The organism is Mycobacterium sp. IS-1496, assembly GCF_001499995.1.
GTDB lineage: Bacteria > Actinomycetota > Actinomycetes > Mycobacteriales > Mycobacteriaceae > Mycobacterium.
This window is the reverse complement of record NZ_LQIU01000017.1, coordinates 61,117-83,253: the sequence shown is the minus strand read 5'-3', so window position 1 is coordinate 83,253 and position 22,137 is coordinate 61,117. Positions and strand designations below refer to the sequence as shown.

21 protein-coding genes and 1 tRNA gene are annotated in these 22,137 nt (G+C 69.8%); 8 read left to right on the top strand and 14 right to left on the bottom strand.

Annotation, left to right across the window (positions count from 1 at the left end; all coding sequences use genetic code 11):
- The 10 genes from AU195_RS11385 to AU195_RS11340 all read right to left on the bottom strand — a co-directional run.
- Window positions 1-1,010: DUF222 domain-containing protein (locus AU195_RS11385; protein ID WP_059159170.1), on the bottom strand; the 1,010-nt coding region annotated here is incomplete at its 3' end.
- A gap of 42 nt (window positions 1,011-1,052) precedes the next feature.
- Window positions 1,053-2,492: a DUF1254 domain-containing protein gene (locus AU195_RS11380; protein ID WP_059159169.1), complete on the bottom strand. Its 1,440-nt coding sequence runs from the start codon at window positions 2,490-2,492 to the stop codon at window positions 1,053-1,055.
- Window positions 2,489-3,364, bottom strand: a complete 876-nt coding sequence (locus tag AU195_RS11375; protein ID WP_059159168.1) for an SDR family oxidoreductase — start codon at window positions 3,362-3,364, stop codon at window positions 2,489-2,491. Before AU195_RS11375 ends, AU195_RS11380 begins: the two co-directional genes overlap by 4 nt.
- A 10-nt stretch (window positions 3,365-3,374) precedes the next feature.
- Window positions 3,375-4,622: a cysteine--1-D-myo-inosityl 2-amino-2-deoxy-alpha-D-glucopyranoside ligase gene (gene mshC / locus AU195_RS11370; protein ID WP_059159167.1), complete on the bottom strand. Its 1,248-nt coding sequence runs from the start codon at window positions 4,620-4,622 to the stop codon at window positions 3,375-3,377.
- Between the two features lie 90 nt (window positions 4,623-4,712).
- The gene (locus tag AU195_RS11365) at window positions 4,713-5,471 is read right to left on the bottom strand and encodes a 3'(2'),5'-bisphosphate nucleotidase CysQ (RefSeq protein ID WP_059159166.1); all 759 of its coding nucleotides are present in this window, start codon (window positions 5,469-5,471) and stop codon (window positions 4,713-4,715) included.
- Complete coding sequence (locus tag AU195_RS11360; protein WP_353612155.1) at window positions 5,471-6,307, bottom strand: SCO1664 family protein; 837 nt, start codon at window positions 6,305-6,307, stop codon at window positions 5,471-5,473. The genes AU195_RS11365 and AU195_RS11360 overlap by 1 nt, the downstream gene beginning before the upstream one ends.
- Window positions 6,291-6,878 carry a DUF3090 domain-containing protein gene (locus AU195_RS11355; protein WP_059094875.1) on the bottom strand — a complete coding sequence of 196 codons (588 nt, stop codon included), beginning with the start codon at window positions 6,876-6,878 and terminating at the stop codon, window positions 6,291-6,293. The genes AU195_RS11360 and AU195_RS11355 overlap by 17 nt, the downstream gene beginning before the upstream one ends.
- A 28-nt stretch (window positions 6,879-6,906) precedes the next feature.
- A complete protein-coding gene (locus tag AU195_RS11350; RefSeq protein WP_059159165.1) occupies window positions 6,907-7,623 on the bottom strand; it encodes a histidine phosphatase family protein in 717 nt (238 codons plus the stop codon).
- The gene (locus tag AU195_RS11345) at window positions 7,620-8,450 is read right to left on the bottom strand and encodes an undecaprenyl-diphosphate phosphatase (protein ID WP_059159176.1); all 831 of its coding nucleotides are present in this window, start codon (window positions 8,448-8,450) and stop codon (window positions 7,620-7,622) included. Before AU195_RS11345 ends, AU195_RS11350 begins: the two co-directional genes overlap by 4 nt.
- 45 nt (window positions 8,451-8,495) lie before the next feature.
- Window positions 8,496-8,807 carry a hypothetical protein gene (locus tag AU195_RS11340; protein WP_059159164.1) on the bottom strand — a complete coding sequence of 104 codons (312 nt, stop codon included), beginning with the start codon at window positions 8,805-8,807 and terminating at the stop codon, window positions 8,496-8,498.
- Window positions 8,808-8,940: 133 nt separating this feature from the next.
- On the opposite strand from AU195_RS11340, the gene AU195_RS11335 reads away from it, so the two are divergent.
- Genes AU195_RS11335 through AU195_RS11325 form a run of 3 tightly spaced genes read left to right on the top strand, consistent with a single transcriptional unit; the run spans window position 8,941 to window position 11,316 of the window.
- The gene (locus AU195_RS11335; protein ID WP_059159163.1) at window positions 8,941-9,972 is read left to right on the top strand and encodes a YncE family protein; all 1,032 of its coding nucleotides are present in this window, start codon (window positions 8,941-8,943) and stop codon (window positions 9,970-9,972) included.
- A 22-nt stretch (window positions 9,973-9,994) separates the two neighbouring features.
- Window positions 9,995-10,246 (top strand): DUF5703 family protein, encoded by a 252-nt coding sequence (locus AU195_RS11330; protein ID WP_059159162.1) that lies wholly within the window; start codon window positions 9,995-9,997, stop codon window positions 10,244-10,246.
- A complete protein-coding gene (locus AU195_RS11325) occupies window positions 10,243-11,316 on the top strand; it encodes a quinone-dependent dihydroorotate dehydrogenase (RefSeq protein WP_059159161.1) in 1,074 nt (357 codons plus the stop codon). Before AU195_RS11330 ends, AU195_RS11325 begins: the two co-directional genes overlap by 4 nt.
- A gap of 1 nt (window position 11,317) precedes the next feature.
- Here the strand turns inward: AU195_RS11325 and AU195_RS26175 are convergent, their stop codons facing one another.
- From AU195_RS26175 to AU195_RS11315, 3 genes are all read right to left on the bottom strand, one after another.
- Window positions 11,318-11,443: a hypothetical protein gene (locus AU195_RS26175; protein WP_286149219.1), complete on the bottom strand. Its 126-nt coding sequence runs from the start codon at window positions 11,441-11,443 to the stop codon at window positions 11,318-11,320.
- A gap of 104 nt (window positions 11,444-11,547) precedes the next feature.
- Entirely contained in the window at window positions 11,548-12,084 is a 537-nt protein-coding gene (locus AU195_RS11320) for a YbhB/YbcL family Raf kinase inhibitor-like protein (protein ID WP_059159160.1), read from the bottom strand.
- Window positions 12,085-12,112: 28 nt separating this feature from the next.
- On the bottom strand, window positions 12,113-13,447 hold the full coding sequence (locus tag AU195_RS11315; RefSeq protein ID WP_059159159.1) for a M20/M25/M40 family metallo-hydrolase: 1,335 nt from the start codon (window positions 13,445-13,447) through the stop codon (window positions 12,113-12,115).
- Between the two features lie 77 nt (window positions 13,448-13,524).
- Here AU195_RS11315 and AU195_RS11310 point away from each other — a divergent pair.
- Both AU195_RS11310 and AU195_RS11305 read left to right on the top strand, forming a co-directional pair.
- Window positions 13,525-13,610, top strand: a tRNA-Leu gene (locus tag AU195_RS11310).
- Window positions 13,611-13,773: 163 nt separating this feature from the next.
- Complete coding sequence (locus tag AU195_RS11305; protein ID WP_059159158.1) at window positions 13,774-14,976, top strand: TerC family protein; 1,203 nt, start codon at window positions 13,774-13,776, stop codon at window positions 14,974-14,976.
- Window positions 14,977-14,980: 4 nt separating this feature from the next.
- Here the strand turns inward: AU195_RS11305 and AU195_RS11300 are convergent, their stop codons facing one another.
- Window positions 14,981-18,808 carry a bifunctional nitrate reductase/sulfite reductase flavoprotein subunit alpha gene (locus AU195_RS11300; RefSeq protein WP_059159157.1) on the bottom strand — a complete coding sequence of 1,276 codons (3,828 nt, stop codon included), beginning with the start codon at window positions 18,806-18,808 and terminating at the stop codon, window positions 14,981-14,983.
- Between the two features lie 175 nt (window positions 18,809-18,983).
- Between AU195_RS11300 and AU195_RS11295 the strand changes: the two genes are divergently transcribed.
- Genes AU195_RS11295 through AU195_RS11285 form a run of 3 tightly spaced genes read left to right on the top strand, consistent with a single transcriptional unit; the run spans window position 18,984 to window position 22,113 of the window.
- Window positions 18,984-19,340, top strand: coding sequence for a hypothetical protein (locus tag AU195_RS11295; protein WP_059159156.1), 357 nt, complete (start codon window positions 18,984-18,986; stop codon window positions 19,338-19,340).
- Window positions 19,337-21,808 carry a nitrite reductase large subunit NirB gene (gene nirB, locus AU195_RS11290; RefSeq protein ID WP_059159155.1) on the top strand — a complete coding sequence of 824 codons (2,472 nt, stop codon included), beginning with the start codon at window positions 19,337-19,339 and terminating at the stop codon, window positions 21,806-21,808. The genes AU195_RS11295 and nirB overlap by 4 nt, the downstream gene beginning before the upstream one ends.
- On the top strand, window positions 21,805-22,113 hold the full coding sequence (locus AU195_RS11285) for a Rieske (2Fe-2S) protein (protein ID WP_059159154.1): 309 nt from the start codon (window positions 21,805-21,807) through the stop codon (window positions 22,111-22,113). The genes nirB and AU195_RS11285 overlap by 4 nt, the downstream gene beginning before the upstream one ends.
- The last annotated feature ends 24 nt before the right edge of the window (window positions 22,114-22,137 follow it).

Here is a 22,137-nt window from a genome sequence, read left to right as displayed (position 1 = left end):
CCGGGGACCGCGCAGGTGGGGTGGCGGTGTTCCAGGGCGCGGCGCAGCCGGCGGCTGATCAGCCGGGTGGCGCGCCCGGACCCGATGGGTTGTCCGTCGCGTTCGAACCACACTTCGCAGGTGGCGTCACAGGTCAGATAGCGGCGATCGGCATCGGAGAGCAGCGGCCCCAGATGCAGGGCGGCGATGCGGTCTGTGAGGTCGAGGTGCACGACTACAGTGGTGCGATGCCCGTGGGGGCGGCGAGCGGCCTCGGCGTCCCACCCGGCCTCGACCAGGCTATTGAACGCATCGCCCAGGGTGGGAAACGGCGGCCGCCCCGCTGACGGGCCCGCGCCCGGGCTGTCGCCGGTGTCGGTGTCGTCGGTGTTGTCGTGGTCGTGTTTCCACTGCGCGACCAACCCGTCGTGGTGGGACTGCAGGGCCGCGTCGAACACCGCCGCCTCGGCATGCGGCATCGCGATGCGCCAGTACGTGTACTGCTCATCGGAGGTCTTGGTGACCGATGACCGCGGCTCGGGCACCGACACCGGCTCAGGCGGGATGTCAGTGTCGGCCCGAGGTTCAGGTCTGGGTTCGGGTTCGGGTCGGGGTTCGAGTTTGATCGCGGTGCGTAACTGATTGACCGTGGCGCTTCTAGCCAGCTCGGCGTAATGCGCATCAGACCCTGCCCCCGCCCCGTCGGCGATCACCCCAACCTGATCCAGCGACAACCGCCCCTCCCGCAAAGCCTGCACACAGCGGGGGAACTCCGCGATCTGGTGCGCGATCGCGGCGATGGTCTTACCGTTCCTCGACGACGACCCGGTCTTCCAGGCCATCAGGTGCGCTACCGACGTCGCACCCGTCATGCCGCACAGTTCGTCGTGGTCGATCTCGGCGGCGATCTCCACCAGGCGGGCGTCGATCGCGTTGCGCTGACCGGTCAGCTCCGCCAACTCCTCGAACAACACCTCGAGCCGGTCGATCGGGCGCACCACCACCGCACCGGACGACAGGCTCGAGGACATGACCCCATACAACCAGGGGGGTATGACAAGAAGGGGCCGCGATCAGGGGCCGGCCTTCACCGCCTGCGGCGGTTTCCACGTGCCGTTGAGCGCATCGGGCTTCGGCCAGTACAGCCGCATGATCATCTGGAACGGGCCCTTGGGTGCGGGCAGCCAGTTGGACTCCTTCTCGATGCCCGGTGAGGCGTTCTGGATGGAGAAGGTGTAGCCGCCGTCGGGATCGGGGACCAGGCTGGGCAGCATCGGCGAGTTGATCAGGTAGCGCTGCATCGGGTTCGCCACCAGCAGGCTGGCCGGCATCTCGTACATCGTCAGCGACCAGAACGCGTTCACCGGCGGCAGCTGGCCCGGCGCGAAGCGCACGGTGTAGTTGTTCGCCCCGGTCAGCGGCTCGCCGTCGGAGTCGTTGACCAGAGCCGGGTAGAGCGCCTCAGCGGCGGTGTTGCCGTAGATGCCCCACACCGCACCGGCCATCCGGTACAGGTAATTGCCCTTCAGATCCTCGGCGGTGCCGAAGAACTGGGCGGGTTCCACCTTGCCGGTTTCGACTTCGTTCTTCTTGAAGTCGTCGAATTCATCCCACGCGTCGGCCATCCCACCCTCGACCGCCGAGCGCATCTCCGGGGTGAGGGCATCGGCGTCGAAGTCGCCGTCGGGCCCGATGCCGATGCGCGCGAAGCGGTTCCGCATCTCCCGCTCGTTCGGCAGCACCGGCGCGGTGCGTAACGCGAAGTTCAAGATCTCGAAGAACTGCGGCGACGTCCGCTGCTGTTCGGGGGTCAGCGGCGGGACGAAGTCGATGGGCGGCGCCCCGGGGGGCGGTGGCGCGTTGAGGTACACCGACAGCGGCGCCACCTGGTAGCCGGCCTGAATCTTCTTGACGCTCTCGATGTCCGACGGGCCGAACAGCTGGGTGCGGTAGATCACGCCGGCCAGGTCGGTGTCGGAGCGGATGACCTCGTCGATGCCGTCAGGGGTGCCGCCCTGCCAGCCGGGACCGGCGAACAGGTACTTGCCGCCACCGTTGCCGGTGGTCCGGCTGCCGACGTAGGCAATGTTGTTGGTGTAGCCGTTGATGAACTGCAGCGAGTAGTAGCGGTCCTGCTCGATCGGCGGAACGGTCAGCACCAGCGGTTCGGCCCGCAGGTCGGCGCCGAGCATCGAGTACGGCGTATCGGAGTTGGGGGTCTGCACCGTCTTGTCCTCCGGGGTGTAAACCCGTGCGGTGCTGTGGATCTGATTCCAGCCGCCCTTGTACTCCGGATTGTCCTTGTCGACGTAGTAGGCGTACTGCACCCGGTAGTTGTCGACGATCGGGAAGCCGTAGATGTAGGCCTCCTTGGCGATCGCGCGGGCTTCGTCCGGGCTCACCGCCGCGGGCGGCGTCGTCGCCGGGGCGGGGGCCGCCTCGTCGCCGTTGCCGCCCTGCGCGCACCCGGCCAGCGATGCGATCGCCACCAGGGCGATCAACCGGCGGATCACTTCTTGAGCCCGTGGGTGCGGGCGCCGAGTGAGCGCTTGAGGGCGGTGACCTCGGCGTCCATCTGCGGCAACACCTGCGGGGCGGCCTTGAGCAGCGAAGCCTGACCGATGCGGGTGGTCAGCACCGGTTTGATCCAGCGCATGAGACCGACCCACCACGGACAGTAGATGCGTTCCTTGCGACGCTCGATGCCCTTGACGAACACCTCGCCGCACTTCTCGACGGAGGTGGTTCGGCTCAGCGGTCCCGGAAGCGAGTCCAGCATCGTGCGGAAACTCGGCAGGTCGGTCTTGGTGTCCTGCACCAGCGGGGTGTCGATCCACGACATATGTCCGCAGCCGACCGTCACGCCGTGGTGCGCGACCTCGAGGCGCAGCGCGTTGGCGAAGTGCTCCACACCGGCCTTCGACGCGTCGTAGGGCGCCATCCCCGGTGCGGCGGCGAACGCCGCCAGCGACGACACCACCAGCACGTAGCCCTTGCGGTCGATCACCGACGGCAGCGCGGCGCGCACGGTGTTGAACACGCCGACCACGTTGACGTCGAGCACCCGGCGGAAGGCGTCGGGATCCACCACCAGCACCGACCCGTAACTGGCGATGCCCGCGTTCGCGATGACGATGTCGATCCCGCCGAATCGGGTGACGGCCTGGTCGACGGTGGACTGCATGGTCTTGAGGTCGCACACATCGGCGACGACGGTGAGCACCCGGTCGTCTCCGAGATCGGCGGCCAGCGTCGACAGTGGACCCTCGTCGAGGTCGGTGAGGACCAGCTTGGCGCCCTTGGCGTGGAGCCTGCGGGCCAGCTCTTCGCCGACCCCTCGGGCCCCACCGGTGATCAACACGACCTTGCCGTGTACCGAAGTCATGCGTCGCAAGCTACTCCACGGCGAGCGCAACTCCCAGCAACGCGTCGATGGCCGCGGCGACGGTTTCGGGTGCCTCGGTGTCGCTGCCGCCGTCGTCGAGCGCCTCGGTACACCAGGCGTCCAGCGCAACGAGCGCTGTCGGGGTGTCCAGATCGTCGGCGAGGTAGGTGCGGACGCGGGCGAGCACATCGGTCGCGTCAGGTCCTGCGGGCAGCGCGGTGGCGCGCCGCCAGCGCTGCAGCCGGGCCTGCGCCTCGACCAGCACGTCGTCGCTCCAGAACCGGTCGGCCCGGTAGTGGCCGGCCAGCAGCCCGAGCCGGATCGCCGACGGGTCGACGCCGTCGGCCCGCAGCCGCGACACCAGCACCAGGTTGCCCCGGCTCTTGCTCATCTTGTGCCCGTCCCACCCGATCATGCCCGCGTGGACGTAGTGCCTGGCGAAGCGCCGCTCCCCCGTCACCGACTCGGCGTGGGCCGCGGAGAACTCGTGGTGCGGGAAGATCAGGTCGCTGCCGCCGCCCTGGATGTCCAGACCGGTCCCGATGCGGCTCAGCGCGATCGCCGCGCACTCCACGTGCCAGCCGGGCCGGCCCGGGCCGAACGGCGACGGCCAGCTCGGTTCGCCGGGCCGCTGTGCCCGCCACAGCAGCGCGTCGAGTGCGTCGGCCTTGCCCGGTCGCTCCGGGTCGCCGCCGCGCTCGGCGAACAGCCGCAGCATCGTGTCGTGGTCGTAGTTCGACTCGTAGCCGAACTGGACGGTCGCGTCGGCACGGAAGTACACGTCGGGGAACTCGGCGTCCTCGACCACGTAGGCCGCGCCGGAGGCCAGCATCTTCTCCACCAGCTCGATGACCTCGGCGATCGCGTCGGTCGCCGCCACGTAGTCCTGTGGCGGCAGAACGCGCAGCGCGGTCATGTCCTCGCGGAACAGCTGGGTCTCGCGCGCAGCGAGTTCGCGCCAGTCGATCCCGTCGCGGTCGGCGCGCTCGAACAGCGGATCGTCGACGTCGGTGATGTTCTGCACGTAGTGCACGCGGTGGCCGGCATCCAGCCACAGCCGGTGCACGAGGTCGAACGTCAGGTAGGTCGCGGCGTGCCCGAGGTGGGTGGCGTCGTACGGGGTGATCCCGCAGACGTACATGGTGGCGGTCTCCCCCGCCGAGACGGGACGGACCTGACGGTCGGCACTGTCGTAGAGCCGCAACTGCGGGCCCCGGCCCGGCACAGCCGGTACCTCCGGCGCGGACCACGATTGCATGACGTCGACTCTAGGTTGTTCGATCAGGGCAGCCTCCCGCTGGTGCAGTCTCGCGCAGTGCGACAACCGCGGCGCCGGTTTCATTCCCCCTCAGTACGCCGAGTGGATCGCGGCGAGCAGCACGTCGGCCAGTTCGCTGCGGCACATCAGCAGGTCGGGCAGGTAGGGATCGCGACGGTTGTAGACGAGCGGGGACCCGTCGATCCGCGAGGCGTGCAGGCCCGCGGCCTGCACCACCGCCGCCGGGGCCGCCGAATCCCACTCCCACTGACCGCCGGCGTGGATGTAGGCGTCGACGTCACCGCGGACGACGGCCATCGCCTTCGCGCCCGCGGAGCCGATCCGCACCATCTCGATGTCCAGGCGGTCGCGGATCCACCACAGCACCGCGGGCGGCCGGGTGGCGCTGGCGGTGATGCGGATGGGTCCGTCGCGGCGCGGGGCGGGCGGTGTCACGGTGTCGGTGCGGTAGACCTCGCCGCGGGCGGGCAGCGCGACGGCGGCGTCGGTGAGACCGCCGGTGGGCGTCCCGTCGCGCTGCCACAGCGCGATGTGCACCGCCCAGTCCGATCGCGGCGGCAGCGAGTACTCGCGGGTGCCGTCGACGGGGTCGACGATCCACACCCGGTCGGCGTCGACCCGGGCCGGGTCGTCGACCGCCTCCTCGCTGAGCACCGCATCGCCGGGCCGGTGCTCGCGCAGCCGGTCGAGGATCAGCACGTTGGCGCGTTTGTCCCCGGCGTCGCCGAGGTCGTAGGGGTGGTACCAGTCGTACTCCTCGCGCAGCGCGACGAGCATCTCACCGGCTTCTGCGGCCACCGCGGCGGCCAGTGCGGCATCGGTCTGCATCAAAAGGCCGGCCACGGGATCGGACGGCGACGGTCCGGGGTCGGCATCACCGGATTGTCCAGCAGCTCAACGATTCTCGCACGCAACGCGGAAACCTCTCGGGCGGTGATGTGGGGCCGCAGCCGGTCACGCAGTTCCCCGGAGCGCAGTTCGTCGCCGAGGCGCGCCACGGTTTCCAGGGTCTCGTCGTCGACGGGTTTGCCCGCCCAGCCCCACAGCACGGTGCGCAGCTTGTCCTCGGCGTGCAGGCTCACGCCGTGGTCGACGCCGTACACCCGGCCGTCCGCGCCGGAGAGGATGTGGCCGCCCTTGCGGTCGGCGTTGTTGATCAGCACGTCGAACACCGCCATCCGGCGCAGCCGGACGTCATCGGCGTGCACCAGCGTGACCTCGTCACCGGCGTAGTCGTAGGCCTGCAGGATCGGGAGGTAACCCGGCGGGAAGCGGCCCGCGGGCAGCAGGTCCACCAGGTCCGGGCCCGGGTTCTCGTCACCCTCGTCGCCGAGTTGGTCGACCCACCGCTGCACCATGCCCGTCCCGGCAGGCCCGTCGCGAATGACGGTGTGGGGCACGATGTCCCAGCCCGACGCCGCCGACACGAGGTAGGCCGCGAATTCCCGCCCGGCCAGCGTGCCGTCCGGGAAGTCCCACAGCGGCGCCTCGCCGGCGACCGGTTTGTAGACGCAGTGGGTCTGGGCCCCGTCGAGGTGCGCCTCGCACAGGAACGTGGCGTTGCTCGCCGAGCGGATCCGTCCGATGACGGTCAGGTCGCCCGTTCGCATCACCCATTCGTCTTCGGCGCGGTCGTGTCCGGGGCCCTCAGATGTCGGCGTCATCGTCGGTCTCGGTCAGCGCGCCGCGCCGATAGCCGTTGGTGCGCACGCAGATGTGGCCCTCCGGGTCGAGGGGTTCGTCGCACAGCGGGCAGGGCGGCCGGCCTGCCGAGATGACGCGGTTGGACCGGGTGGCGAACTGGCGGGCCGATTCGGGGGTGAGGAACACCCGCACCGCATCGGGGCCGTCCTCGGCGTCGTCGAGCACCACCGAGGCGTCGAATTCGGTGTCGGACACCGCGAGCAGTTCCACCACGATCGTCTGCGCCTCGGAGTCCCACCCCAGGCCCATGGTGCCCACCCGGAACTCGGCGTCGACGGGTGTCACCAGCGGGCTCAGATCGTCGACCTCGCCGGTGTCGGGCGGGATGGGGGTGCCGAAGCGCCGGTTGATCTCCTGAAGGAGCGCCGCGATGCGCTCGGCGAGGACGGCCACCTGCTGTTTCTCGAGGATGACCGACACCACGCGCTTGTCGTGCACGGCCTGCAGATAGAACGTCCGGTTGCCGGGCTGCCCGACCGTCCCGGCCACGAAGCGGTCGGGCGTGCGGAAGACGTGAATTGCTCGGGCCATGGCACCTTCCAAAATACCGGGTGGTGGGTCAGCCGGTGGAACCGCCGACGACCGCGTCCTCCGGAGGCAGCTCGTCCGACCCGTCCGGTCGGCCGTCGGCCGCGGGTGCGGGTTTGGCCGCGAGCCCGGCGGCGAGCTCCGCACCGGTGTGGTTGATGTGCACGACGAACGGGCGCAGCGTCGTGTAGCGGATCACGCTCATCGACGCCGGATCGGCGGTGATGCGCTGGAAGCTGTCCAGGTGGGTGCCCAGCGCGTCGGCGAGCACGGCCTTGATCACGTCGCCGTGGCTGCACGCCACCCACAGCGTGTCGCCGCCGTGCTCCTCGGCCAGCCGCCGGTCGTGCTCGCGGACGGCCGCCACGGCGCGGGCCTGTACCTGGGCGAGGCCTTCGCCGTCGGGGAACACCGCGGCGCTGGGCTGCTGCTGCACCACCGCCCACAGCGGCTCCTTGACGAGGTCGCCGATCTTGCGCCCGGTCCAGGCGCCGTAGTCGACCTCGGAGAGCCGGTCGTCGACGACCGGTTCGAGGCCCAGCGCGGCGGCCAGCGGTTCGACGGTGCGCCGGCACCGCAGCAGCGGCGAACGCACGATCGCGCGCACCGGCAGCTCACCGATCCGGCCGACCACGTCCCTGGCCTGTTCGGCACCGCGTTCGTCGAGGTCGACGCCCTCGCTGCGGCCGGCCAGCGTGTGCGCGGTGTTGGAGGTCGAGCGGCCGTGCCGCAGCAGGATCACGGTCATGTCGCGGCCACCACCCCGGTGGACAACAAGATCAGCACCACCACACCCAACACCACCCGGTAGCCGACGAACCAGTACATGCCGTGGCGCACGAGGAACCGCAGGAACCAGGCGACCGCGGCGAACCCGACGATGAACGCGATCACCGTGGCGACCAGCAGCTGCGGTCCGGTGGCGCTCATCCCCTCGCCGACCGGGGCGAAGGCGTCGGGCAGCGAGAACAGCCCCGAGGCGAACACCGCGGGGATGGCGAGCAGGAATCCGAACCGGGCGGCCAGCTCCCGGTCGAGGCCGAGGAAGAGCCCGGCGCTGATCGTCGCCCCCGACCGGGACACCCCGGGCAGCAGCGCCAGACACTGGGCGACGCCGACGATGACGCCGTCGCGCCAGGTCAGCTGTTCGACGTGGCGGACCTGCCTGCCGAAGTACTCGGCGGCGGCGATCACGGCGGAGAACACGATGAGCGCGATCGCGATGGCCCACAGGTTGCGCGCGGCGGTGCGGATCTCGTCCTTGAGCAGCAGTCCCACCACGGCGATCGGGATCGTGCCGATGATGACGTACCAGCCCAGCCGGTAGTCGGCGTTGCGGCGCTCCGGACTGCGCAGGCCGCCGAACCAGGCGCGCACGATGCGCGCGATGTCACGGGCGAAGTAGACCAGCACCGCCACCTCGGTGCCCAGCTGCGTGACCGCGGTGAAGGATGCGCCCGCATCGTCGTCGAAGAACACCCGCGACACGATCGCGAGGTGTCCCGAGGACGAGACCGGCAGGAATTCGGTGAGGCCTTGGACGACGGCGAGGACGATGACCTGCAACCACGACATGTCCGGTGCGTCGATCACGACGACGACCGTACCGTGGCGAAGGTGTCAGCGACCGGGTCGAGCCACCGGCTGGGCGGACGACACCGCGTCGCGCACGGCGGCGGCGAGGCTGCGTTCGTCGGTCAGATCGATGTCGTGAAGCGTGCGACTCGTCGCGGCGACCACGTCCTCCTCGGTGGGCACCGGGCCCCGCAGACGGGGGCGGTACACCTCGACGACCAACTGCTGGCGCTCGACGTGGAACGAGAAGCTGCGGCCGTCGCCGATCTGGCCGAAGCCGCTGGCGTGGACACCGGTGGAGATGTCCTCGAACTCGAATCCGCCGCTGCGCGCGTGCCTTTCTGTGACGAGCGTCATGATCGGACCATAGCCAGGATTATGTAAGACAGTCTAGAGAAAGCGCGAAATCGGTCTGTCCCATCGCGCCTAGACTGACGCACCGACCCTCGAATGCCGAGAATTTCCGTTCGCACAAACCGAGAGCTACCCCGTGCCGCTGCGCGTAAACCTCCGATCCCGGCCACTGACCACCGCCGTGGCGGCCCTGGCCGTCGCCGCCGCCGGGTGCTCGTCGAATCCGGTCGACGCGCCGCCCCCGACGATCACGCCCGCATCGGCAGCGTCCTCACCCCCGGTCACCGGCGCGCCGGACGGCACGGTTCGCCCACTGGCCGCCGATGCGGTGGCCGCGCTCTTCGATCCGGCCACCCGCTCGCTGGTGGTGCTCGGGCCGGGGCCCGAGGGTCAGTCGGCGCTGACGGTGCTGACCTCGTCGGCGCCGCCGCGCACCGTGCTCACCCCCTCGACGGCGACGGCGATGGCCGGAACCGGCGACGGCACGCTCTACCTGTCCGCCCGGGGCGGCTACCTTCGCGTCGACGTCGCCGCCGGCCGCGTCGACCGGGTCGACGTGGAGGGTGAGGCCGACACCGACTTCACCGCCGTCGCGCGGCGCGCCGATGGACGCCTGGTGCTCGGCACGTCCGACGGTGCGGTACTGACACTGGAGTCCGACACCACCGTCGGCGCCCGACTGGGGATCTTCGCCCGCGTGGACGCGCTTGTCGCACAGGGCAATACGACGGTCGTGCTGGACCGCGGGCAGACCTCGGTGACGACGGTCGACGCCGGCGGCACCAAGGCGGCCCAGGCGCTGCGCGCCGGTGAGGGCGCGACCACGATGGCCGCCGATCCGCAGGGCCGGGTGCTGGTCGCCGACACCCGCGGGGACGAACTGCTGGTGTTCGGCACGGACCCGCTGATCATGCGGCAGCGCTACCCGGTGCCGGACGCCCCCTATGGCCTGGCCGGCTCGAGCGGGCTGGCGTGGGTGTCGCAGACGGCGTCGAACACCGTGATTGGCTACGATCTGTCCACCGGGATCCCCGTCGAAAAGGTGCGTCACCGAACCGTGCAGCAACCGAACCTCCTCGCCTACGACGATGTGTCTGGCACGCTGTATGTGGTGTCAGGGACGGGAGCGGGTGTGCAGGTGATCACCGGCGCGGCGGAGCCGCGATGACGGCCGATGCGGCGGAGCCGCGATGACGGCCGCACGCGGCCGGATGCCCGCGGCCTGGGACGCGGTGGTGGCCGAGGCGTCCGACGAGTGGGAATGGGTCCCGCTGCGGCTGCCGCCCGACGTCACCAGGATCAGCGCGTCGATCCGGCTGTCCATCGAGGCCGAGTACCGCGGCTGGGAATTGACCCGGGTGCGGGCCTATACGGACGGAAGCCGTCGGGTGCTGCTGCGGCGCCGCAAGACCGCGAGCACGGTGGAGCAGCCGGGGCAGTGACCGGCTACCACGCGCTGCGGCGGGTGCTGTTCCTGGTCTCCCCCGAGCGCATCCACACCTGGGTGTTCGCACTGCTGCGCACCCTCACCACGCCGGGCCTGCTGCGGCGAGCGCTGCGGGGCCGGCTCGCACCCCGCGATCCCGTGCTGGCCAGCACCGTGTTCGGGGTGCGCTTCCCGGGGCCGCTCGGGCTGGCGGCCGGCTTCGACAAGGACGGCCGCGGCCTGCACACCTGGCCCGCATTGGGATTCGGGTATGCCGAAGTGGGCACGGTCACCGCCCAGCCGCAGTCCGGTAACCCCGAACCCCGGCTGTTCCGGCTGCCCGAGGACCGGGCGCTGCTCAATCGCATGGGATTCAACAACGACGGCGCGGCCCGGCTCGCACAACGCCTCACCCGCCACGTGCCCGACGCCCCCGTCGGCGTCAACATCGGCAAGACCAAGGCCACGCCCCCCGAGCGCGCCGTCGACGACTACGCCGAGAGCGCACGCCAACTCGGGCCGCTCGCCACATTCCTGGTGGTCAACGTCAGTTCGCCGAACACCCCGGGGCTGCGTGACCTGCAGGCGGTCGAGGCGTTGCGGCCCATCCTGTCCGCGGTGCGCGCCCAGACCTCGACGCCGGTGCTGGTGAAGATCGCCCCCGACCTGTCCGACGCCGACGTCGACGAGATCGCCGACCTGGCAGTCGAATTGGGTCTGGCCGGCATCGTGGCCACCAACACCACGGTGTCGCGCGCGGGATTGAAGACCCCGGGCGTCGAGGAGCTCGGACCGGGCGGGGTGTCCGGCGCACCGGTGGCCGCCCGCTCCCTCGAGGTGCTGCGCCGGCTGTACCGCCGGGCGGGCGACCGGTTGGTGCTCGTCAGCGTCGGCGGCATCGAGACCGCCGACGACGCCTGGGAGCGCATCACCTCGGGTGCCTCACTGCTGCAGGGCTATACCGGCTTCGTCTACGGAGGCGGGTTGTGGGCCAAGCACATCCACGACGGGCTGGCCGCCCGACTGCACGCGGAGGGCTTCGCGTCGCTGTCGGATGCGGTGGGTTCGGCGACGCGTTCGCGGTAGTTCAGCGCTTGCGCTTGCGCACCGTTTCGCCCGCCTCCACCGCACGGTCGCGCTTCTCGGCACGCCGCTCCTTGAGAGACCGTGCCGCAGGCTTTTTCAGGTTTCTGCCTGGTTTCTTGTCAGCCATTGACGCTCCTCGATCGAAGTGACAACCACTCGATCGCGACCATACGTCATTCACCGGATAAAGCCAGTCCGGTCCGCGAGCGGGCCCCCGCGGCAGCTCGCGTGCTAGTTCTGCTCGTGAGTGCCGTGGATGATCGCGCGGGCGATGGCGTGGCTGAACAGGTTGAAGCCGAGGTAGGCCGGGGTCGCGTCCTCGGGGATGTCGAGCTTCTCGACGTCGACCGCGTGCACCACGATGAAGTAGCGGTGCGGGCCGTGTCCCGGCGGCGGGGCGGCGCCGACATAGCGCTTCATCCCGGCGTCGTTGGCCAGGGTGACGGCGTCGCCCGGGAAGCCCTTGGCGCTGCCGTCGCCGACGCCGGCGGGCAGGTCGGTGACCGTGGCGGGCAGGTTGAACACCGCCCAGTGCCAGAAGCCGGATCCGGTCGGCGCGTCGGGATCGTAGACGGTGACGGCGAAGCTGCGCGTCTCCTCCGGGAAGCCGGACCACGACAGTTGCGGCGACACGTCGGAGCCGCCGGCGCCCATCAGGCCGCTCACCTGGTCGTTGGACAGTGGCTGCCCGTCGGTCACCGACTCGGACGTCAGCGTGAACGACGGCAGTTCTGGCAGGAACTCATAGGGGTTGTACGGAAAAGCCATGATGTCCTTTCGCGTGGATGGGAACCGCTCAGCAGTGCTCGAGAAAGTGTTGCAGAACCTGCGCCCCGAATTCGAGTGCGTCGACGGGTACCCGTTCGTCGATGCCGTGGAACAGGGCGGCGAAGTCGAGTTCCGGCGGCAGCCGCAGCGGGATGAACCCGAAACAGCGAATGCCCAACCGCTGGAACGATTTTGCGTCCGTACCGCCGGAGAGCATGTAGGGCACCGTGCGGGCGTCGGGGTCCAGCGCCAGCAGTGAGGCGTTCATCTGGTCGACGAGGTCACCGTCGAAGGTCGTCTCGTACGACGGCAGGTCGCGTTCCCACGAGCGAACCACGTCGGGTCCGATCAGCGCGTCGACCTCGCGTTCGAACGCCTCCTTGCGCCCCGGCAGCACCCGGCAGTCCACCATGGCCTCCGCGGTCTGCGGGATGACGTTGGCCTTGTAGCCCGCCTTGAGCATCGTCGGGTTGGCGGTGTCGCGCAGCGTCGCGCCGACGATGCGGGCGATGCCGCCCAGCTTGGCGATGGACCCCTCGAGATCCGGGGAGTCGACGTCGAACGAATACCCCGTCTCCTCGGCGACCGCGGTCAGGAACTGCTGCACGGTGTCGGAGAGCACCAGCGGGAACCGGTGGCGCCCGAGTTTGGCGACGGCTTCGGCGACCGCGGTGACCGCGTTGTCGTCGTGCACCATCGAACCGTGCCCGGCGCGGCCGCGCGCGGTGAGCCGCATCCACGACAGACCCTTCTCGGCCGTCTCGATGAGGTAGAGGCGGCGTTCCCCGCCGTCGCGGCGCGGCACCGTGAGTGAGAACCCGCCGACCTCACCGATCGCCTCGGTCACGCCCTCGAACAGGTCCGGCCGGTTGTCCACCAGCCAGTTGGCGCCGTAGGTGCCGCCGTGCTCCTCGTCGGAGACGAAGGCGAACACCAGATCGCGCGGCGGGACGATGCCTGCGCGTTTGAAGTGGCGGGCGACGGCGATCATCATCCCGCACATGTCCTTCATGTCGACCGCGCCGCGGCCCCAGACGTACCCGTCGGACACCGCGCCGGAGAAGGGGTGCACGCTCCAGTCGGCCGGTTCGGCGGGTACCACGTCGAGGTGGCCGTGAATCATCAGCGCGCCGCGCGACGGGTCCGCGCCGGGCAGGCGGGCGAAGACGTTGCCCCGATTCGGCGCGCCCGCGTCGAGGTACTCGCACTCGTAGCCGACCTCGGTGAGTTGGGCAGCCACCCACCGGGCACAGTCGCCCTCACCCTTGGTCGTGGCCGGGTCTCCGGTGTTGGAGGTGTCGAAGCGAATCAGCGAGCTGACGAGTTCGACCACCTCATCCGCGGGTCCTGTCACAACCACCATTCGTACCAGGGACACCGGGTTTGGGTTCGGGCTGCCTGATCCGATAGCCTTAGCTGCCCACGCGGGACGTGGGACGGGTCCGAGTGGCGGAATGGCAGACGCGCTAGCTTGAGGTGCTAGTGCCCTATTAACGGGCGTGGGGGTTCAAGTCCCCCCTCGGACACCGGCGAGAGCCGATGGGCCCCCAGCTTCTGACGAAGCCGGGGGCCCATCGCCTTTCTGCGCACAGAGGCCGCGACTTACCCGGAACCGCGACGCGTGGCCGGGCCCTGTAGTGGGAACACTCCGCCCATGCCCACTGCCCCGACGCGATTGGCCGACGCCCGATGAACGTCTCCCCGGCGCTCTGGGCGCTGACCATCGCCGTCATCGTCGCCCTCGTCCTGTTCGACTTCTTCTTCCACGTCCGCAAGGCGCACATCCCGACGTTGCGCGAGGCCGCGATCTGGTCGGCGTTCTACGTCGGTATCGCGATCGTGTTCGGCCTCGGAGTGACGGTCTTCGGTGGCACCGACCCCGGACTGGAGTACTTCGCCGGGTACGTCACCGAGAAGGCGTTGTCGGTGGACAACCTGTTCGTGTTCCTGGTGATCATCGGCAGCTTCGCGGTGCCGCGCGCCGACCAGCAGAAGGTGCTGCTGTTCGGCATCGTGTTCGCGCTCATCGCCCGCACCGGGCTGATCTTCGTCGGGGCGGCGCTGATCAACGCCTTCGCGTGGGTGTTCTACCTGTTCGGGCTGGCCCTGCTGCTCACCGCCGGCCAGCTGATCAAACCCTCCGACGACGACGACCGCGGCGCGAACAACATGGTGATCCGGCTGGCGCGGCGGTTCCTGCGCACCACCGACGACTACGACGGCGACAAACTGGTCACCGTCCAGAACGGCAAGCGCATGCTGACGCCGATGCTGCTGGTGATGGTCGCGATCGGCGGCACCGATCTGCTGTTCGCCCTCGACTCGATCCCGGCGATCTTCGGCCTCACCCAGGACGTGTACATCGTCTTCACCGCCACCGCGTTCAGCCTGCTGGGTCTTCGCCAGCTGTACTTCCTCATCGACGGACTCCTGGACCGCCTGATCTACCTGCACTACGGGCTGGCGGCGATCCTGGCCTTCATCGGCGTCAAGCTGTTCCTGCACGCGCTGCACGAGAACAACGTGCCGTTCGTCAACAGCGGTGAACCCGTCGACGTCGCCGAGGTCAGCACACCGGTGTCGCTCGGCGTGATCATCGCGCTGCTGGTGGGCACCACCGTCGCGTCGCTCATGTCCCCCAAGGGCCGGGTCAAGAACGCGATCGGCAATGCCCAGCGACACGCCAAGACCTATCTGGACAAGGCGTACTACGGAGAGGACGCCGCCGAACGCGAGAAGGCCTTCGCGAAGCTGTGTGCAGAGGAGCAGCAGATCAAGGAGATGCCGCCCAAGTACCGCGCCATGATCCGCCGCGAGGACGACCTCATGGACCTCCTGCGCCGCGCCCACGCCGAGCACGACCGCTACCTCGCCGAGGAGGCGTCGGCGTAGTGCCTCAGTACACGTCGCGCAGGTAGCGCTTCTGCGCTACCAGGGTCTTCTTGTATTCGCGCGCAGCCGATTCCGGCATGCGGCCGTACTTCCTGATGATCGCGGTCAGGGCCGCGTCGACGTCCTTGGCCATCCGGGCGGCGTCACCGCAGACGTAGAGGTGCGCGCCGCGCTCCAGCCAGCCCCACACTTGCGCACCGTGTTCGAGCATCCTGTGCTGGACGTACACCGGCTTCGGTTGATCGCGTGAGAACGCCAGGTCCAGCCGCAGGAAACCGTCGGTGACCATGTCCTCGAGATCGTCACGGTAGTAGAAGTTCTCGTCGCGGTGACGGTCGCCGAAGAACAGCCAGTTGTCCCCGGTGTGGCCGAGGGCGCGGCGCTCCTGCAGGAACGCCCGGAACGGGGCGATGCCGGTGCCAGGACCGACCATGATCATCGGGGCGTCACCGTCGCGGGGCGGCCGGAAGTGCGGGGAGCGTTGCAGGAACACCGGAACCGGTGTGGCGGCGCGGTCGGCCAGGAACGTGCTCGCCACTCCCCCGCGCGCACCGCCGTCGCTGCCGCGGTAGCGCACCACCGACACCGTCAACTGCACCTCACGCGGGCTGACGAGCGGACTGCTGCAGATGGAGTACTGCCGCGGGGTCAGCCGCACCAGCACCTCCTGCCACTGCTGCGGATCGGCGCGGACGTCGAACTCGCGCACCACGTCGAGGCCGTTGCGGTCGGCCAGCCAGGCGTCCAGATCCGCGCGCGCCGTCCGCAGTCTCTTGGCCGCCGCCCGGTCTCGGCACCGCTCGGCCACGAAGCGCATGAGATCCGGGGTGACGCGGCAGAAGTCGTAGCTGACCGCCAGCGCGTCACGCAGACTGTGTTCGGCGCCGTCGACGTCGACGCGCTGCGAGCCGTCGAGGCCGGTGGCGGCGAGCCAGGCCTCGACGGCCGCCGTGCTGTTGGTGGCGTACACCCCCAGTGAATCGCCCGCAGCGTAGGTGGCGTCGTATTCGGAGATGTCGAAGCCGAAGTGGCGCACCTCTTTTCGCGATCCCGAGGGGGTGAGCAGCGTGTTGCGGGACAGGGGCGCCAGCAGCGGCCGGGTCCGGGTGAACGGTTCGGCGACGGTCGTGGTCCGCCGTCTCGTGGTGATCCCGCCGCCAACGGAGTCGGTGCCGTCCGGGTTCAGCAGGTGAGTCATCCGCTGCGCCCAGTCCTCCATCCGCTCCTGGTCGTAGGCTTCGCAGTCGACCCGTTCGAGCATCCGCGTGGCGCCCAGGGAGGCCAGCCGCCCGTCCAGCGAACGGGCGTGCCCGCAGAAGTCGCTGTAGGACCGGTCGCCGATGCCCAGCACCGCGAAGCGGACGCGGTCCAGCTTCGGCGCGTCCGGACCCTGCAGCCGGTCGAAGAAGTCCGCGCCGTTGTCGGGCGGGCCGCCGTCGCCGAAGGTGCTGGTGATGACCACGATGTCGCGCGCCTCGGCCAACCTGGGCAGCGGCAGCTCGTCCATGGTGACCAGCTGGGACCCGGGCAGGCGCGCCGCCACGTCGGTGGCGAAGTCCTCGGCGGTGCCGGTCTGCGACGCCCACAGCACGAGCGGGCCGTCGGAGGCCGCGGGTTCCGGCGCCGGGTCCCGCTGCGCCTGCGTGGGTGCGGAGACGGTCTGCACCGGCCGCAGTGCCACCGCGCACACCTTGAACTCCGGTTGCAGCGAGTCGGGGTCGACGGCGTCGTTGGTCAACGCGTTGACGGTGAGGTACTCGCCGTGTTCATCGTTGAAATGAAAGGGCACGAAACAGTTTCCGGGCATCACCCGGCCGCTCACCACGGCGGGCAGCACCGCGCGTCCGCGTCGCGAGGTCAGTTCGACCGACTGTCCGTCGACGACGCCGAGCGCTTCGGCGTCGTGCGGGTGGACCTCCACCGACGGCCGGCCGTCGAGTTTGACCAGGGCGCGCACCCGGCCGGTCTTGGTCATGGTGTGCCACTGGTGCGGCAGGCGGCCGGTGTTGAGGACGAACGGGTAGTCGCCGTCGGGCAGTTCCGCCGCGTCGACGTGCGGGCGGGCGTAGAACACCGCCCGCCGTGACGGTGTCGGGAACGCCAGCCGGGGGCGGTGACCGCCCGCGTCGACGTGCAGGTCCTGGCTCACCCCGTCGTTGAGGTAGCGGATCGGGTGGCGGTCGGTGTCCCCACCGGGCGCGTCCGCCGGCGGGACCGGCCACTGCAGCGGCGTCTCGCGCAGCCGCGGGTAGTTCGCGCCCCGGAGGTCGAAACCCGTTCTGCTGTTGCCGAATCCGCGGATCTCGTCGAAGATCTGTTCGCTGTCGGAGTAGGCGAAGTGCTCGCCGAACCCCAATTCGGCGGCGATCTGGCAGATCAGCTGCCAGTCCGGCCGGGTGTGACCCGGCGGTGGGACCGCCTGCTGCAGCAGCGTCAGCGTGCGGTCCGAGTTCACCATGACCTGATCGGATTCCGCCCACAGCGTGGCGGGCAGCGCGATGTCGGCGTACCGGTTGGTGGCGGTGTCGCGGTACACGTCCTGGGTGATCACCAGGTCGGCGGCCTCCAGGCCGGCGATGGTGGTCCTGCGGTTGGGCATGGTCGCCACCGGGTTGGTGCAGATGATCCAGCAGGCCTTGATCTCGCCGGCGGCCAGCCGCTCGAACATGTCGACCGCGCCGGGCCCTGCGTCGGCGCGGATGGTGCCGGGCGGCAGCCCCCACCGCTGCTCGACGAACGCGCGGTCCTCGGCGGAGGCGATGGAGCGTTGCCCGGGCAGGCCCGGCCCCATGTAGCCCATCTCCCGGCCACCCATCGCGTTGGGCTGTCCGGTCAGCGACAGCGGCCCGCTGCCGGGCCGGCAGATGGCGCCGGTGGCCAGGTGCAGGTTGCAGATCGCGTTGGTGTTCCAGGTGCCGTGGGTGCTCTGGTTCATCCCCACCGCCCAGCACGTCATCCAGTCACCGGCGTCGGCGATCATCGCCGCGGCGCGGTGCAGGTCGGCTTCGTCGAGGCCGGTGATCGCCGCGACCCGCGACGGGGCGTAGTCGGCGAGGAATTCCGGCATGCCGGCCCAGCCCTCGGTGTGCTCGGCGATGAACTGCTCGTCGATGTCGCCGCGCTCGACCAGCAGGTGCAGCAGCCCGTTGAGCAGGGCCAGGTCGGTGCCCGGCCTGATCGGCAGGTACAGATCGGCCCGGTCTGCGGTGGCCGTGCGGCGCGGATCGACGACGATGAGCCTGGCGCCCGCCTTGAGCCGATCGACCATGCGCTGGTAGAGGATCGGATGACAGTCCGCCATGTTGGACCCGATGACGAAGAACAGGTCGGTGACGTCGAAGTCGATGTAGGACCCCGGCGGCCCGTCGGCGCCCAGCGACTGTTTGTAGCCGGTGGCCGCGCTGGCCATGCACAGCCGCGAATTGGACTCCAGGTACCGGGTGCGCAGGAACCCCTTCGCCAGTTTCGTGGCGAGATACTGCGCTTCCAGCGACATCTGTCCCGACACGTACAGCCCGACCGCATCGGGTCCGTGTTCGTCGACGATGGCGCGCAGCCGCCGGCCCGCTTCGGCGATCGCGTCGTCGACCGGGGCCGGCACCGGTTCCTCGTCGCGGCTGGGCCGCACGAGGGCCGACGTCAGCCGACCGTCGGCGGCGTTCATCATCTCGGCGTGTGTCGAGCCCTTGGTGCACAACCGGCCGGCGTTGGTCGGGTGCAAGCGGTCGCCGGACACCCGGGCGATGACGGGCCGCCCGCCCTCATCGCGGGTGTGCACCTCGATACCGCAACCCACCCCGCAGTATGAGCACGCAGTCCTGGTCACGGCCATGCGCCCATCGTCGGGCGGGCCTGTTCCGGTTCGTTTCCGCTGACGTTATGGACAGGAAAACTGGTCCTCACCGCGGGGGCCGGCACGCCGTGAGCCCATCGTGGGGATCGCCGACCCACGCCGGACTCGCCGACGAAACTGACACGAAACAACGGCGCCCTACCTTGTCGTAGGCATGAGCGACGGAAGCACACCCCGTTTTCTGCAGGGCGCCTTCGACTTCGAGGGCAACGGACTCGACAAGCCGATGCCGATCGACGCCGGACTGCGGTACGTCGTACCGGCCGGGGCGGTGGCCCAGCCCGTGTACTTCCGCGGTGGCAACTCGACCGGCGAAATGGTGACCGTCGTGCTGTTCCGGGACGGGACACCCATGCGGTACTTCCCGATCGCGGCCAAGGGCGCCACCCACGTGGCGTTGCGCGTGGTGGAGGACCTACTCGGGGACACGGTGCTCGAACTGTGCGTCGCCGCACCCGCCGGATGCGCCGGGACCCTGATCGTCGACCTGGGCCTGGTGGAGATCCGATGACGCGCAGACGACTCGTCGTCATCGGCAACGGGATGGCCGGGGTGCGCGCCATCGAGGAGATCCTGGCCCGCGGCGGCGGCGACGTGCTCGACATCACCGTGTTCGGTGACGAACCGTACGGCAACTACAACCGCATCCTGCTGTCGAACGTGCTGGCCGGCATCCAGGAGGTCGCGGACGACACGTCCGAGATCTACCTGAACGCCATGGACTGGTACACCGAGAACGGCATCGACCTGCGCGCCGGGGTGCGGGTGGTGCGCATCGACCGCTACGCCCGCCTGGTGCACGCCGACGACGGCACCGCGCTGCGCTACGACGAGCTGATCGTGGCCACCGGGAGCCGGTCCTTCTTCCCGCCGATGACCGGGCTGTGGGCGGACGACAAGACGCTGACCGACGGCGTGTTCGGCTTCCGCACGCTCGACGACTGCATGGGCATGATCCACGAGGCCGAACACCGGACGAAGGCGGTCGTGATCGGCGGCGGCCTGCTGGGGCTCGAGGCCGCACGGGGCCTGCAGAGCCGCGGCCTGACCGTCGAGGTGGTGCACGCCGGGCCGGTGCTGATGAACGCCCAGCTCGACGACACCGCGGGGGCGATCCTGCGCCGCTCGGTGGAACGCCTCGGCATCACGGTGCACGTGGAGAAGCGCACCACCGAGGTGCGCACCGGCCCAGACGGGAAACTGTGCGGCATCACCTTCTCCGACGGCACCGAGATCGACTGCGACATGCTGGTGGTCGCGGCCGGGATCCGACCCAACGTCGGCCTCGCGCAGCGCGCCGGGCTGACCGTCGAACGCGCCATCGTGGTCGACGACCACATGCGCTCCATCGACGACGACCACATCTACGTGGTCGGTGAGTGCGCGCAGCACCGAGGTCAGGTGTACGGGCTGGTCGCACCGCTGTGGGAGCAGGCGGGCGTGCTGGCCGCCCACCTCACGGGCACCGACCCGACGGCGGCCTATCACGGCTCCCGGACGGCGACGAAGCTGAAGGTCGCCGGCGTCGACGTCGCGGCGATGGGCATCAAGGCGCCCGAACTGCCCGACGACGAGTTCGTCCAGTACTCCGAACCCCGCCACGGGGTGTACAAGACGATCGTCATCCGGGACGGAAAGTTGGTCGGCGCAACGCTTCTCGGCGACGTCAGCAAGGTGTCGTTCCTGACCCAGGCCTTCGACACCGGGTTGCCGCTACCCGAGGAGCGGGTGTCGCTGATGTTCGACATCGGCACCCCCGACGTCGGAGTGGGAGTGGCCGAACTGGCCGACGACGCGCAGGTGTGCAACTGCAACGGCGTCTCCAAGGCCGCGCTCGTGGGCTGTGTGCGTGGCGGCGAGACGTCGGTGTCTGGGGTGATGGCCAGGACCAAGGCCGGCAAGGGGTGCGGATCGTGCAAGGAACTCGTCGGACAGATCGTCGAATGGGCCGCCGACGGCGCCGTCACCGAGGATCCGTCGGCGTCCTGGTACGTGCCCGGCGTCCCGTATGACAAGCCGACGTTGATGCGCCACATCCGCGAACTCCGGTTGCACTCGGTGTCGTCGGTGTTCGCCGCGCTGGCCCCGGACGGCAGGGAGGACGCCGGCTCGAAGATGGCCCTGGCGTCGCTGCTGGAGATGATGTGGGCCGACGAGTTCGTCGACGAACGCGACGCCCGGTTCATCAACGACCGTGTGCACGCCAACATCCAGCGCGACGGCACCTTCTCGGTGGTGCCGCAGATGAAGGGCGGCGTCACCAACCCGTGGCAGCTGCGCCGCATCGCCGACGTCGCGGACAAGTACTCGATCCCGATGATCAAGCTGACCGGCGGCCAGCGCATCGACCTGCTGGGGGTGCGCAAAGAGGATCTGCCTGCGGTGTGGGCGGATCTGGACATGCCGTCGGGCTACGCATACGGCAAGAGCTTCCGCACCGTGAAAACCTGTGTGGGCAGCGACTTCTGCCGGTACGGGGTCGGCGACTCGACGGCGCTGGGCATCGCGATCGAGGAGCGGTACAAGGGGCTGGCCGGCCCGGCGAAGATGAAGCTCGCCGTCACCGGATGCCCCCGCAACTGCGCCGAATCGCTGTGCAAGGACCTCGGGGTGGTCGCGATCGACGGCGGCCGGTGGGAGATCTACGTCGGCGGCGCGGCCGGTGCGCACATCCGCAAGGGCGACCTGCTGGCCACCGTCGACTCCCCCGACGAGGTGATGACGATGACCGGGCGATTCCTGCAGTACTACCGGGAGAACGCCAACTGGCTGGAGCGCACCTACGCGTTCGTCCCGCGCGTCGGCATCGAGAAGATCCGCGCCGCGATCGCCGAGGATGCCGAGGGCCTCGACGCCCGCATGCAGAGATCCGTCGACGCGTACCGCGATCCGTGGCACGACGGGCGGGAACCCGCCACCGAGGGCCAGTTCAGACCGTCGCTGCCGCTGCTGCCGCTCCCCCAGGTGCCGGTGCGGTGAGCGCCGTCGAGATCGGCCGCGTCGACGAGATCCCCCTCGGCGAGGGCCGCACGTTCACCGTCGACGGAGACCAGATCGCAGTGTTCCGGCTCCGCGACGGGTCGCTGCGGGCCGTGGACGCGGTGTGTCCGCACCGCGGCGGACCGCTGGCCGACGGGTTGGCCGACGAGCGGGTCGTGGTGTGCCCGCTGCACGGTCACACCTTCGACCTGTGCAGCGGCGCCGAGGCGGGCGGCGCGCACCTGTCGGTGCGCAGCCACCCCGTCGTCGCGGTCGACGGGGTGATCCGGATCAGTCGATCTTGAAAGCACCGTTTCGTTATCAGGAGT